Below are 13,528 nucleotides of genomic sequence, written 5' to 3'. Positions count from 1 at the left end.
GTCCGCATTTGCGAAGGGAACTCTCGTGCACCGGCTCTGGATCGCCATAGGCTTCGTGATCAGCTGGCTGCTGTTGCTGCTGGTGGCCAATTCCGTGCAGGCCGAGAATTCGCCGGATGCGGGCTGGGCGCAATACGAGGACGTCACCGGCGAATTCTCGCTCGACGACGTCCGCGATCGCCTATCCGCCTTCAAGCCGCTGACCGCCGCCAAGACCCACCGCCCCGCCGGCCCTGGGGCGCTCTGGCTGCACACTCGCATCCAGCCCGATACCCAGCAGCGCCTGCTGCGCATCATCGCACCCAACGTCGGCTATCTGGACTTCTTCGCCTATCGTGACGAGCAGTTGCTTAGCGAGATCCGCGATGGTCTGGCGCGGCCGTTGCTCAATCCGCAGCAGCTCAGTCGCGACTTCGTCTTCCCGATTCCGCACAGCGACGAACCGCTCGACCTCTTCCTGAGATTCGAATCGCCCCAGCCGATGCGGATCGCCCTGACCTTGAGCGGCAGTGCCGAAGTCGAGGTGACCCACCGCCTGGTGATGTTCGGCGTACTGCTGGGTTGCCTGGCCATGTTGGCGTTGTACAACGGTGTCCAGCTGCTCTATCACCGCAGTCGTGCCACCAGCGCCCTGACGCTGCTGCTGGTGATGCTGGTGGGCGTGGCGCTGAACCTGTTCGGCTTGAGCAAGTTTCTGCTCGGCAGCTTCAAGGGCCAGGCGCCCTTGCTGACCGATCTGTCGGTGCTGGCCTGCAGCGCCGCCGGGCTGAATCTGATCGGCGCCTTCTTTGGCTGGCGGCGCCTGCCACCCTGGATGCGTCAGCTGGTCACAGTCCTGCTGGCCGTGGTCGGCCTGGCCGCGGTGGGTCGCATCGCCGCTGGCGATATCTACGTCGGCGACTGGTTGATGGCCGTCAACGGCCTGGCCCTGCTCGCCTGCCTGGGCATCGCCGTGGAGCGCTGGCATCAGGGCGCCCGCTATGCCCGCCTGCTGGTGGTGAGCTGCGCCCTGCTGGCCCTGGCCGGGCTGATCGCGCTGCCGATCCTGGCCGGCTATGCCAACCCCCCGGTGTGGATGGGCCGCGGCCTGATCGCCAGCTGCATGTTCAGCGGCATCCTGCTCACCCTGGCCCTGGAGGAGCGCCGCCGCTACCTGCGCGAAGAGCACTTCACCCGTACCCGCGATCGCGCGGCCAACCATGCGGAGCTCAAGGGCAAAGCCGAATTCCTCTCGCGCATCAGCCACGAGATCCGCACTCCCATGAACGGCGTGCTGGGCATGACCGAATTGCTGCAGGGCACCGCCCTGTCGGCCAAGCAGCGCGACTATGTGCAGACCATTCACAGCGCTGGCGCCGAGCTGCTCAATCTGATCAACGAGATCATCGACATCACCCGCCTGGAAAGCGGCCAGATCGAACTGGAAGAGGTCACCTTCGACCTCAATGCCCTGCTCGACGACTGCCTGGACATCTTCCGGCCCCGCGCCGAGGAACACCGCGTCGAATTGCTCAGCTTCATCCAGCCCCAGGTACCCCGGCGCTTCATCGGCGATCCCACCCGCCTGCGCCAGATCCTGCTCAACCTGCTGGAAAACGCCTTCCAGCGCACCGAAGAAGGCGAGATCCTGCTGGTGATCTCTCTGGAAGAGGCCACCGGCCAGGCGCCGCGCCTGCGCATCTCGGTGCAGGACAGCGGCACCCCGCTGGACGCGGCGCTGAGTCGCCAGCTGCTGTCCACCCACCTCAACAGCCGCGACTTCCTCACCAGCGATACCGACAGCCTGGATTTCGGCCTGATCATCGCTCGCCAGCTGGTGCTGTTGATGCAGGGCGACTTCGGCATCCAGAACAACGCCGAGGGGGGGTCGAGCTTCTGGATCAGCCTGCCCATCCCGGCCCAGGCCCTGGTGCTGTCGCGCGGCGACAGCGACTATCCGCTGCAGGACGTGCGGGTGCTGGTGGTCGACGACAACGAACTGTGCCGCAAGGTCCTGCAGCAGCAGTGCAGCGCCTGGGGCATGCAGGCGGTCACCGCCGCCTCCGGGCGCGAGGCCCTGGCCCTGCTGCGCACCCAGTCGCACCTGCGGGAATACTTCGACGTGGTGCTGCTCGATCAGCAGATGCCGGGCATGACCGGCATGCAGCTCGCCGCGCGCATCAACGAAGACGAGAATCTCAACCACGACCTACTGCTGATCATGCTCACCGGCCTGAGCAATGCGCCGAGCAAGGTCATCGCCCGCAACGCCGGCATCAAGCGGGTGCTGGCCAAGCCGGTGGCCGGCTATACCCTCAGGGCCACCCTGGCCGACGAGCTGTCGCGCCGCGGCCAGCGCGTCAGCGAACCCGAGCCCCAGGAACAGCCCAGCGGCATTCCCAGCGACTTCCGCGTGCTGGTGGCCGAGGACAACAGCATCTCGGTCAAGGTGATCCGCGGCATGCTCAAGAAACTCGGGGTCGAACCTGACACCGTGAGCAACGGCCTGGAGGCCTTCGAAAAGCTCCAGCAGAACACCTACGACCTCATCCTGATGGACTGCGAGATGCCCTTGCTGGACGGCTTCGGTGCCACCCGCCGGCTACGCGCCTGGGAACAGCAGAATCACCGCTCGCGCACCCCGGTGGTGGCCCTGACCGCCCATATCCTCGCCGAGCACAAGGATCGCGCCCAGGAGGCCGGCATGGACGGCCACATGGGCAAGCCGATCGAACTCTCCCAGCTGCGCGAACTGCTGCTCTACTGGGCCGAGCGGCGGCGCCTGGACGTGACCCGCGCCGGACTTAAGGCGACTCCTTGAACCTGTCCTCGACGTAGGTGATCCGGGTCTTGCCGTGGGGCACCGGATTGCCTTCCTCGTCCAGGTTGACGAAGACGATCTTGTCGATGGTGAGGATGCTCTTGCGGGTGATCTTGTTGCGCACCTCGCATCTCAGGGTGATGGAGGTACGACCGAACTCGGTGGCGGTGATGCCCAGTTCGATGATGTCGCCCTGACGCGAGGCGCTGATGAAATTGATTTCCGAGATGTACTTGGTCACCACCTTGGGATTTTCCAGCTGCACGATGGCGTAGATCGCCGCCTCCTCGTCGATCCACTTGAGCAGGCTGCCGCCGAACAGGGTGCCATTGGCGTTGAGGTCTTCGGGTTTCACCCACTTGCGGGTATGGAAGTTCATCAGGGCTCCTTGAATTTCCGGGGGATTTGAGCATCAGATCGGGGTGCGCGCGGTAGATTCCGCCGGACCTGAGGCAGAGCGCCACCCTTTGGGTTTATCGCGATCCTCGTTATACTGCCCGCGCATCGCGGCCACCAGGCCGCTCCGCCTTCCGTTCGAGGGGCGCTGCAGCACGCTGCGTTATCCCATCCTAGCCGAACCGCCGCTGGCGCGGACCCTCGGCGGGCATGACGCCAGACGTTGTCAGGCTCGAGCGGAGCGTTATCAGAACGCATCAACGGCGCCCATTCGCACCTAACGAATGGAGACTCTTCAATGAGCGCTGTCCTCACGCCTGCCGCTTTCAACGATTTCAAGGTCGCCGACATCTCCCTGGCCGACTGGGGTCGTCGCGAAGTCATCATCGCCGAATCGGAAATGCCCGCCCTGATGGGTCTGCGGCGCAAGTACGCCGGTGAACAACCCCTGGCCGGCGCCAAGATCCTCGGCTGCATCCACATGACCATCCAGACCGCCGTGCTCATCGAGACCCTGGTGGCCCTGGGCGCCGAAGTGCGCTGGTCCAGCTGCAACATCTTCTCCACCCAGGACCAGGCCGCCGCCGCCATCGCCGCCGCCGGCATCCCGGTGTTCGCCTGGAAGGGCGAGACCGAAGCCGAATACGAGTGGTGCATCGAGCAGACCATCCTCAAGGATGGCCAGCCCTGGGACGCCAACATGGTGCTGGACGACGGCGGTGACCTGACCCAGATCCTGCACGACAAGTACCCCCAGGTGCTGGAACGCGTGCACGGCATCACCGAAGAGACCACCACGGGCGTGCACCGCCTGCTGGACATGCTCAAGGACGGCTCCCTCAAGGTCCCGGCGATCAACGTCAACGACTCGGTCACCAAGAGCAAGAACGATAACAAGTACGGCTGCCGCCACAGCCTCAACGACGCCATCAAGCGTGCCACCGACCACCTGCTGTCCGGCAAGCAGGCGCTGGTGATCGGCTACGGCGACGTGGGCAAGGGTTCGGCTGCCTCGCTGCGCCAGGAAGGCATGATCGTCAAGGTCTCGGAAGTCGACCCGATCTGCGCCATGCAGGCCTGCATGGACGGCTACGAGCTGGTCTCGCCCTATGTCGACGGCCTGAACGACGGCACCGAAGCCTCCGTGGATCGCGCCCTGCTGGGCAAGATCGACCTGATCGTCACTACCACCGGCAACGTCAACGTCTGTGACGCCAACATGCTCAAGGCACTGAAGAAGCGTGCCCTGGTGTGCAACATCGGTCACTTCGACAACGAGATCGACACCGCCTTCATGCGCCAGCACTGGGGCTGGGAAGAGGTGAAGCCGCAGGTGCACAAGATCCACCGCACCGGCCTGACCGTCGATCCAACCAACGACGACTACCTGATCCTGCTGGCCGAAGGCCGTCTGGTGAACCTGGGCAATGCCACCGGCCATCCCAGCCGCATCATGGACGGTTCCTTCGCCAACCAGGTGCTGGCGCAGATCCACCTGTACCAGGAGAAGTTCGCCGACCTGCCGGTCGCCGAGAAGACCGCCAACGTCACCGTCATGGTCCTGCCCAAGAAGCTCGACGAAGAGGTGGCGCTGGAAATGGTCAAGGGCTTCGGTGGCGTGGTGACCCGCCTGACCGAGGCTCAGGCCAAGTACATCGGCGTGACCCAGGAAGGCCCCTTCAAGCCCGACAGCTACCGTTACTGATGGCCAAGCCTCCCGCTCCCCGGAGCGGGAGGCTGCTCACGAGAGAGACGCCGTGAAACCCAGTCTGAGTTTCGAATTCTTTCCCTGCAAGACCGAAGCGGGCCACGAGAAGCTGATCACCACGGCGCGGCAGCTGGCGGGCCACGGGCCGGAGTTCTTTTCCTGCACCTACGGCGCCGGCGGTTCCACCCGCGACGGCACCTATCGCACCGTGCGCCAGCTCAACGACGAGGTCGGGGTACCGACCGCGCCGCACCTGTCCTGCGTCGGCGACAGCAAGGCCAAGCTGCGCGAGTTGCTGCAGCAGTACCAGGAAGCCGGCATCAACCGCATCGTCGCCCTGCGCGGCGACCTGCCGTCCGGCATGGGCCTGTCCGGCGGTGGCGAATTGCGCTATGCCAGCGATCTGGTCGCCTTCATCCGCGAGGAGACCGGCGATCACTTCCATATCGAAGTCGCCGCCTATCCGGAAACCCATCCGCAGGCGCGCAGCTTTACGGACGACGTGCGCAATTTCGTGTACAAGATGGAGGCCGGTGCTGACCGCGCGGTCACCCAGTACTTCTTCAACGCCGACTGCTACTTCCATTTTGTGGAACGTGTCCGCAAACTGGGAGTCGAAGCACCGGTGATCCCTGGCATCATGCCGATCACCAACTACAGCAAGTTGGCACGCTTCTCCGATGCCTGTGGCGCTGAACTGCCACGCTGGCTGCGGAAGCAACTGGAAGCCTACGGTGACGATACCCAGAGCATCCAGGCCTTTGGCGAAGAAGTCATGACCGCCCTCTGCGAGCGACTGCTCGAAGGCGGGGCACCCGGTGTGCACTTCTACACCCTGAACCAAGCGGAGCCGTGTATCGCCATCTGGCGAAACCTCGGTTTTTGAAGTCGGCCAGGCGAACTGGCGGCGACTTCGCCCAATCGTGATTACCGCTACCGGTCATCGCCCGACTCTTCATCCAGCGCAGGATGATGAGGGTGGGCGAGACGTCCGAAACCTTTCGGACGTCAACCGGCAGCGCAACCGCGCCCCCACGTCGGCGGGACGCCGACAGAGACAGGAACCCCGCATGTCCTTCATTTCCCTCGGTCTCTCCGAGGCCCTTGCCCGCGCCGTGGAAGACGCTGGCTACACGAATCCCACGCCTGTTCAGCAACGCGCCATTCCGGCCGTCCTGCAGGGTCGCGATCTGATGGTGGCTGCCCAGACTGGCACCGGCAAGACCGGTGGCTTCGCGCTGCCGGTGCTCGAGCGCCTGTTTCCCAACGGTCATCCCGATGGTCACCACTATGTGGCCAAGCAGCCCCGCGTGCTGGTGCTTACCCCGACCCGCGAACTGGCGGCTCAGGTTCACGACAGCTTCAAGGTCTATGCCCGCGACCTGCCCATGCGCAGCGCCTGCGTCTTCGGTGGCGTCGGCCTCAAGCCGCAGGTCACCGCCCTGGCCAAGGGTGTCGATGTCCTCGTCGCCTGCCCGGGTCGGCTGCTGGACCTCGCCGGTCAGCAGAGCGTCGATCTGTCCGCCGTCGAGGTGTTGGTGCTGGACGAAGCTGACCGCATGCTCGACATGGGCTTCATCCATGACGTGAAGAAGGTCCTGGCCCGCCTGCCGGCGCAGCGCCAGAATCTGCTGTTCTCGGCCACCTTCTCCAAGGACATCACCGACCTCGCCGGCAAGTTGCTGCAGGATCCCGAGCGGATCGAGGTCACCCCGCCGAACACCACCGTCGAGCGCATCGAACAGCGGCTGTTCCGCATTCCGGCCAACCAGAAGCGCGCCCTGCTCGCCCACCTGATCACCCTGGGTGCCTGGGAACAGGTGCTGGTGTTCACCCGCACCAAGCACGGCGCCAACCGCCTCGCCGAGTACCTGAACAAGCATGGCCTGCCGGCCGCGCCGATCCACGGCAACAAGAGCCAGAATGCCCGCACCAAGGCCCTGGCCGACTTCAAGAGCAACGAGGTTCGCGTCCTCGTCGCCACCGACATCGCCGCCCGCGGCCTGGACATCGACCAGTTGCCCCACGTGGTCAACTTCGAGCTGCCCAATGTCGAGGAAGACTATGTGCACCGCATCGGCCGTACCGGCCGGGCCGGTCGCAGTGGCGAAGCCATCTCGCTGGTGGCGCCGGACGAAGAGAAGCTGCTCAAGGCCATCGAGCGCCTGACCAAGCAGAGCATTCCGGATGGCGACATGCAGGGCTTCGATCCGCAGTCCGTGCCGCCCGAGCAGCCGGAAGTGCGCGCCCCGCGCGAACCCCGTGGCAAGCCGCAGCAGAATCGCCAGAAGAAGGCCGACAAGCCGGCGCGCAGCGAAGGCAAAGGCCAGAATCAGGGCCAGAACCAGGGCAAGGCCGCCGGTAGCGAGCAGTCCGGCGCCCAGCCCCAGGGCGAGCGCAAGGGTCGTTCCCGCAATCGTCGCGACCGCCGCGATCGCGATGACGCCGGTCAGGCCAATGCGCAACCCGGCCAGGCCGTTGTGCAGCAGCCGCGCAATCGTGATCCGGAAGAATTTCTGGATGACGCCTACGACAACTTCGGCAACAGCGTCGACTACGTGAGCCCCTACCAGGGCAAGGGCCGCAAGGGTCCGCGCAGTGGCAACGGCGGCAACGCGCCGCGCGCCGCCACGACCGGCGGCCAGGGTCAGCCCCGTCAGGGTCAGGGCCAGGGCGCTGCCCGGGGTCCGCGCAGCCAGCAACAGCAGCAGCCCGGCAAGCGTCGCGGTCAGAACGGCCAGCCCCGTGCCGCCCGGCCCTATGAAGCCGCGCCCAGCGAGCCACGCGCCTATGCCACGGAAGAGCGGGCGTCGAACAAGCCGCAGCCGAAGATCGTGCACAAGCCGTCGCGTGCCGATCGCCTGCCGACCCTGGAGCAGCTGGAAGAGATGCCAAGCCGGCCGCGCAGCGAGAAGCCCGCGCTGCTGACCCGCAACCGCGACGCCTGATGGCCGACGGGCCGCTCAGGCGGCCCGTTCACCAGGCAAAAAGAAACCCCGCCATGGCGGGGTTTCTTTTTTATGCGGCCATTTAGGCGTGGGCGGCGCGCAGGGCGTCAATGTAGGGCTCGGCCTGACGATGGCTGCGGATCAGTTCGATGAAGTCCTCGCCCTGGTCGTTGCGGGCATCCAGGTCGTAGCCGGCCTCGACGAAGAAGCCGACGAAGCGCTCGAAATCGTCCGGACGCAGGCCGCGATAGGCCTTGACCAGCTTGTGCAGAGACGCGGGGGTATCGTCCGCCGGTTCGACATCGAGGAACAGCCTGATCTGCTCGTCGCTGATCGCTTCACCGATGACCTGCTTTTTATCCTTGCGCATCCTTTGGCTACCTGTGCTGGGGGATTCTTTGGAGAAAAGGAGGACCGATTCTAACCCTGCCCCTCGCCTGCCCGCCAGTGACAAATCGTGGTGATACCGCGACCCTGGTCGAAAGTTCAATCGAATTGAGCGCGCATCCAGCTGCGATAGCGCTCGGCGTCGGGTGCGCCCTCCAGCGGGGCCCAGGCCGGTCGTTCACCCTCGCCCAGCGGCACGAAGGGCCCGGCCTTGCATTCGAAGAACAGGCAGTCGCCGTCCAGGGCCACCAGCGCATGGTAGTGCCCGGGAGCGAGATCGACGCCCGGGCAACCGGCGCGCTGGGACAATTCGCGGCGCACCAGCACCTGCCCCTCGTCGCTGAAGGTCAACAGCCCCAGCCGGCCCTGCAGCACCAGCAAACTCTCGGCCTTGCGCGGATCCAGATGGCGGTGGGGCGGTATGTAGCTGTCTTCGCACATCCCCACCACCAGGCGATGGCAGGGCTCATCCATGCTGTGCAGGTTGTGATGGGCGCGCCGTCGCGGGCTGGCCGCCGCCTGCCGGAGCAGGTCGGCGAACAGCGCCTGATCGAACAGCCGCGCGGTCACAGCCCCTTCACGGCATAGATGCCGGGTGCGTTGCGCCAGTAGCCCTTGTAGTCCATGCCGTAGCCGAAGATGTAGCGATCGATGCAGGGCAGGCCGACGTAGGTGGCCTCCAGGCCCTTGACCTTGCGGTCGTGGGTCTTGTCGATCAACACGGCGGTATGGACCTCGCGGGCGCCGGCGTGGCGGCAGAAGTCGATGATGGCCTTGAGGGTGTGGCCCTCGTCGAAGATGTCGTCGACGATCAGCACGTCGCGATCGATGAAGGACACCTCGGGCTTGGCCTTCCAGAACAGCTCGCCGCCGGTGGTCTCGTTGCGATAGCGGGTAGCGTGCAGATAGGACATCTCCAGCGGGAAATTCAGCCGGGTGGCCAGCTTGCCGGTCAGGATCAAGCCGCCGTTCATGACGCAGAAGACTACCGGATTACACTCGGCGAGATCGGCGGTGATGGATGCGGCGAGCCGGTCGATGGCCGCTTCGACCTGGGCTTCGTCATACAGGCAATCGGCTTCCTGCATGACCTGGCGGATGTGGGCGAGATCGGCGGACATGGGGCTTCTCCGGGGGATGGGGCGCCGGCCTGATGGTTGGCGCGGATAAAAGGCGGCAAAGGTACAGACACCGCGGACCGATCTCAAGCGCCGCCAGGCGGCTACTATTGTCGCAGGGTACTGCCCACCTCGGGTCGGATGCTTTAATGTACCGCGGTTTTTTTGTGCGCCTGCCCTTCCTGCGGCAGGCCTTCGGGCCGCCGGTCGTACCGAAACCGTCCTCGATCCGCTGCCCTACCGTCTCTGGAGAATCCCATGCCCGTTCACGAAATCCGCCATCCGCTCATCCGTCACAAGCTCGGCCTGATGCGGCGCGCCGACATCAGCACCAAGAACTTTCGCGAACTGGCCCAGGAAGTCGGCGCCCTGCTCACCTACGAGGCGACCAAGGACCTGCCGGTGGAAGAGGTGGACATCGACGGCTGGTGCGGCACCGTCAAGGTGGAAAAGATCTCCGGCAAGAAGGTCACCGTGGTGCCCATCCTGCGCGCTGGCATCGGCATGCTCGACGGCGTGCTCAGCCTGATCCCCAGCGCCCGGGTCAGCGTGGTCGGCCTCGCCCGCAACGAATCCACCCTGCAGGCCCACACCTACCTGGAAAAGCTGGTGGGTGAACTGGACCAGCGGATGGCCATGATCATCGACCCCATGCTGGCCACCGGCGGCTCCATGATCGCCACCATCGACCTGCTGAAGAAGGCCGGGGCCAAGGAAATACGCGCCCTGGTGCTGGTGGCGGCGCCCGAAGGCATCGCCGCGGTCGAGGAAGCCCATCCGGACGTGCGCCTCTACACCGCCTCCATCGACGAGCGCCTCAACGAGCACGGCTACATCCTGCCGGGGCTGGGCGATGCCGGTGACAAGATCTTCGGCACCAAGCAGAAGGACGCCTGAGCGTGACCGCGCGGGAACCGCTCTGGCGGGAGATCGTGGTGGGCGCCCAGATGCTCTTCGTGGCCTTTGGCGCCCTGGTGCTGATGCCGCTGATCACCGGCATGGACCCCAATGTGGCCCTGTTCACCGCAGGCTTCGGCACCCTGCTGTTCCATCTGGTCACCGGCCGCCAGGTGCCGGTGTTCCTGGCGTCGAGCTTCGCCTTCATCGCCCCGATCATCGCCGCCAAGGCGGAATTCGGCCTGCCGGCGGTACTGGGCGGGGTGGTGGCGGCCGGCTTCGTCTACACCTTCCTCGGCCTGGCGGTGAAGGTGCGCGGCGTGGGCTTCATCGACCGCCTGCTGCCGCCGGTGGTGATCGCCCCGGTGATCATCTCCATCGGCCTGGGTCTGTCGCCGGTGGCGGCCAACATGGCCATGGGCAAGGCTGGTGACGGCAGCGCCCAGCTGGTGCCCTATGCCACGGCGATGCTGATCTCCATGCCGGCGCTGGTCACCACCCTGCTGGTGGCCATCTACGGCAAGGGCATGTTCCGCCTAGTGCCCATTCTGGCGGGCGTCTTCGTCGGCTACGCGCTGGCCTTCGTCTTCGGCATCGTCCATACCGAGGGGATAGCCGCCGCGCCCTGGCTGGCGATCCCGGCCTTCGTCGCGCCGGAATTCCACTGGGGCGCCATCCTGTTCATGGTGCCGGTGGCCCTGGCGCCGGCCATCGAGCACGTCGGCGGGGTGATCGCGGTGGGCGGAGTGACCGGCAAGAACTACCTCAAGCAGCCCGGTCTGCACCGCACCCTGCTGGGCGATGGCCTGGCCACCTCCTCCGCTGGGCTGTTCGGCGGGCCGCCCAATACCACCTACGCCGAGGTGACCGGCGCGGTGATGCTGACCAAGAACCACAATCCACGGGTCATGCTGTGGGCGGCGGGCTTCGCCATGGTGCTGGCCTTCGTCGGCAAGTTCGGCGCGGCGCTGCAGACCATTCCGGTGCCGGTCATGGGCGGCATCCTCTGCTTGCTGTTCGGCTCCATCGCGGTGGTGGGCCTGAACATCCTGATCCGCCACCAGGTGGATCTGTCCGAGGCGCGCAACCTGGTGATCGTGTCCGTGACCCTGGTGTTCGGCATCGGCGGCATCGTCTTCGGCAACGGCGAGATCGGCCTCAAGGGCATCTCCCTCTGCGGTCTGATCGCCATCGGCCTCAACCTGGTCCTACCCGGGCACAACGCCTGGAAGAAGGATGCCGAACCGCCAGAGCGTCCGCTGCTCTGACGGCCAGCCCAGGATGCCGTTACGCCGGCATCCTGGGTTGTTCGATGGGCTGTGGCGGCAGTTCCGCCACCTCTTCGCACAGTTCCACCAGCGCCCGGGCCCAGGCCGGGTCGTCGTTGACGCAGGGAATCAGCATCAGCTCCCGGCCACCGGCTTCGATGAACTGTTCGCGGCCGCGATCGCCGATCTCTTCCAGCGTCTCGATGCAGTCGGCGACGAAGGCCGGGCACATCACCAGCAGGCGCTTGATCCCGGCCTTGGCCAGCTCGTCCAGCCGCGCCTCGGTATAGGGCTCGATCCACTTGTCCTTGCCCAGCCGCGACTGGAAGGACACCGACCACTTGCCAGCGGGAATGCCCAGGCGCTTGGCCACCAGCTCGGCGGTGCGCTGGCATTGGCTGCGGTAGCAGACGGCCAGCGCCTTGGCGGTGACCTTGCTGCTGTCGGGCGCGCGCAGGTCGTGGCTGCGATCCTTGACCAGCTTGCGGATGTGCCGCTCGGGCAGGCCATGGAAGGACAGCAGCAGGTGGTCGTAGGGCTCCTCGAGATAGGGCTCGACGCTGGCCGCCAGCGCCGCCTGGTATTCCGGGCGGTCGTAGAACGGCGGCAGGATCTTCAGCGTCAGCGGCAGCTGATGGGCCTCGATCACCCGCCGCGCCTCGACGATAGCGGTGGTGGTGGTGCTGTCGGCGAATTGCGGATAGAGCGGCGCATAGGTCACCTCGCGGATGCCCTGGCTGGCCAGGCGCTTGAGCACCGACTCCACCGAGGGCTCGCCGTATCTCATGCACAACTCCACCGGACCATGGCGCCAGAGGGGCCGCACGGCCTCCTGCAGCCGGCGGCTGAGCACGATCAGCGGCGAGCCGTCGTCCCACCAGATCGACTCATAGGCCTCGGCCGAGGCGGCGGGCCGCTTGATCAGCACCAGGGACACCAGCAGCCGACGCAGTGGCCAGGGCAGATCGACCACATAGGGGTCCATCAGGAACTGGTTCAGATAGCGCTTCACGTCGGGGACATGGGGCGAATCGGGCGAACCCAAGTTGGCGAGCAGCAGAGCGTTGGTAGTCATCGTGAATCCTTGGCAGCGAGCAGATCGGCCAGGGCCGCATCCAGCTCGGGATAGCGAAAGACATAGCCGGCGGCGAGCAGGCGCTCGGGCCGGGCGCGCTGGCCACCCAGCAAGAGGATGGACAGCTCTCCCATCAGGCGCAGGGCGAAGGCGGGAATCAGCAATCGTGCCGGGCGCCGCAAGGCCCGTCCCAGCGCCTCGGTGAAGTCCCGGTTGCGCACTGGCTCGGGGGCACAGAGATTATAAGGACCCTGGGCGTCGCTTCGGTTGAGAAGAAAATCGATGGCCCCGATTTGATCCTGTAAATGAATCCAGGGCATCCATTGGCGTCCGTTGCCCAGGCGCGCGCCCAGGCCGAAGCGGAACGGCGGCAACAGCCGCAGCAGGAAGCCGTCGTCGGCGGCCAGCACCAGGCCGGTGCGCAGGTTGACCACGCGGATACCCAGTTGCTCGGCCTCGTTGGCGATCTGCTCCCAGGCCAGGCACAGCTCGCCGGCGAAGTCGGCACCGGCCAGGCTGTCCGCTTCGCTCACCGGCTTCTCGCCGCTGTCGCCATAGAAGCCGGTGGCCGAGCCCGACAGCAGCACCGCGGGCTTCTGGCTGCGCCCACGCAGCCATTCGATCAGCCGCTCGGTGGTGCCGATGCGGCTCTGCCAGAGCTCGGCCTTGCGACTGCGGGTCCAGGGCTTGTCGGCGATGGGCGCGCCGGCCAGATTGACCACCGCATCCAGGTGCTCGTCGCCCAGCGCCTCCAATTGAGCGATGCCGCGCACGCCGGGTCCGCACTCACGCGCCACCCGTGCCGGGTCGCGGCTGAGCACGGTGAGCTGGTGCCCGGCGGCCGCCCATTGGCGGCACAGCGCACGGCCGATCAATCCGGTGCCACCTGTCAGCAGGATATGCATGTCGTCACTTCCTTCTCGTATTGCCC

The 13,528-nt window shown here is 65.9% G+C and carries 12 protein-coding genes and 1 riboswitch; of the genes, 6 read left to right on the top strand and 6 right to left on the bottom strand.

Annotated features, from left to right (window positions below; genetic code table 11):
• Positions 1-25 precede the first annotated feature (25 nt).
• Positions 26-2,800, top strand: a complete 2,775-nt coding sequence (locus tag LRS53_RS18300; protein ID WP_231356877.1) for a hybrid sensor histidine kinase/response regulator — start codon at positions 26-28, stop codon at positions 2,798-2,800.
• Here LRS53_RS18300 and LRS53_RS18295 read toward each other — a convergent pair.
• Positions 2,784-3,179 carry an acyl-CoA thioesterase gene (locus LRS53_RS18295; protein WP_064309293.1) on the bottom strand — a complete coding sequence of 132 codons (396 nt, stop codon included), beginning with the start codon at positions 3,177-3,179 and terminating at the stop codon, positions 2,784-2,786. The two genes, LRS53_RS18300 and LRS53_RS18295, sit on opposite strands and share 17 nt — an antisense overlap.
• Before the next feature lie 151 nt (positions 3,180-3,330).
• Positions 3,331-3,472: riboswitch (S-adenosyl-L-homocysteine riboswitch) on the top strand.
• A gap of 22 nt (positions 3,473-3,494) precedes the next feature.
• Between LRS53_RS18295 and ahcY the strand changes: the two genes are divergently transcribed.
• The 3 genes from ahcY to LRS53_RS18280 all read left to right on the top strand — a co-directional run bounded on the left by ahcY (position 3,495) and on the right by LRS53_RS18280 (position 7,852).
• The gene (ahcY, locus tag LRS53_RS18290) at positions 3,495-4,901 is read left to right on the top strand and encodes an adenosylhomocysteinase (RefSeq protein WP_017641066.1); all 1,407 of its coding nucleotides are present in this window, start codon (positions 3,495-3,497) and stop codon (positions 4,899-4,901) included.
• 52 nt (positions 4,902-4,953) lie between these two features.
• Positions 4,954-5,790, top strand: a complete 837-nt coding sequence (gene metF, locus LRS53_RS18285; RefSeq protein ID WP_231356876.1) for a methylenetetrahydrofolate reductase [NAD(P)H] — start codon at positions 4,954-4,956, stop codon at positions 5,788-5,790.
• Positions 5,791-5,974: 184 nt separating this feature from the next.
• Positions 5,975-7,852, top strand: a complete 1,878-nt coding sequence (locus LRS53_RS18280; RefSeq protein WP_017641068.1) for a DEAD/DEAH box helicase — start codon at positions 5,975-5,977, stop codon at positions 7,850-7,852.
• A gap of 82 nt (positions 7,853-7,934) precedes the next feature.
• Here the strand turns inward: LRS53_RS18280 and LRS53_RS18275 are convergent, their stop codons facing one another.
• The 3 genes from LRS53_RS18275 to LRS53_RS18265 all read right to left on the bottom strand — a co-directional run bounded on the left by LRS53_RS18275 (position 7,935) and on the right by LRS53_RS18265 (position 9,360).
• Complete coding sequence (locus tag LRS53_RS18275) at positions 7,935-8,222, bottom strand: PA4642 family protein (protein WP_017641069.1); 288 nt, start codon at positions 8,220-8,222, stop codon at positions 7,935-7,937.
• A gap of 116 nt (positions 8,223-8,338) precedes the next feature.
• Positions 8,339-8,809, bottom strand: coding sequence for a WbuC family cupin fold metalloprotein (locus LRS53_RS18270; RefSeq protein WP_231356875.1), 471 nt, complete (start codon positions 8,807-8,809; stop codon positions 8,339-8,341).
• The gene (locus LRS53_RS18265; protein ID WP_231356874.1) at positions 8,806-9,360 is read right to left on the bottom strand and encodes a hypoxanthine-guanine phosphoribosyltransferase; all 555 of its coding nucleotides are present in this window, start codon (positions 9,358-9,360) and stop codon (positions 8,806-8,808) included. Before LRS53_RS18265 ends, LRS53_RS18270 begins: the two co-directional genes overlap by 4 nt.
• A gap of 255 nt (positions 9,361-9,615) precedes the next feature.
• Between LRS53_RS18265 and upp the strand changes: the two genes are divergently transcribed.
• Complete coding sequence (gene upp / locus LRS53_RS18260) at positions 9,616-10,254, top strand: uracil phosphoribosyltransferase (RefSeq protein ID WP_231356873.1); 639 nt, start codon at positions 9,616-9,618, stop codon at positions 10,252-10,254.
• Between the two features lie 2 nt (positions 10,255-10,256).
• Complete coding sequence (locus tag LRS53_RS18255) at positions 10,257-11,522, top strand: uracil-xanthine permease family protein (protein ID WP_017641073.1); 1,266 nt, start codon at positions 10,257-10,259, stop codon at positions 11,520-11,522.
• 19 nt (positions 11,523-11,541) lie between these two features.
• Here the strand turns inward: LRS53_RS18255 and LRS53_RS18250 are convergent, their stop codons facing one another.
• On the bottom strand, positions 11,542-12,597 hold the full coding sequence (locus tag LRS53_RS18250) for a ferrochelatase (protein ID WP_231356872.1): 1,056 nt from the start codon (positions 12,595-12,597) through the stop codon (positions 11,542-11,544).
• Positions 12,594-13,502, bottom strand: a complete 909-nt coding sequence (locus LRS53_RS18245) for a TIGR01777 family oxidoreductase (protein WP_064309296.1) — start codon at positions 13,500-13,502, stop codon at positions 12,594-12,596. Before LRS53_RS18245 ends, LRS53_RS18250 begins: the two co-directional genes overlap by 4 nt.
• Between the last annotated feature and the right edge of the window lie 26 nt (positions 13,503-13,528).

The organism is Pseudomonas sp. PLB05, from assembly GCF_021106615.1.
GTDB classification, from domain to species: Bacteria; Pseudomonadota; Gammaproteobacteria; order Pseudomonadales; family Pseudomonadaceae; genus Chryseomonas; species Chryseomonas benzopyrenica.
This window is presented reverse-complemented; position numbering and strand designations above follow the sequence as displayed.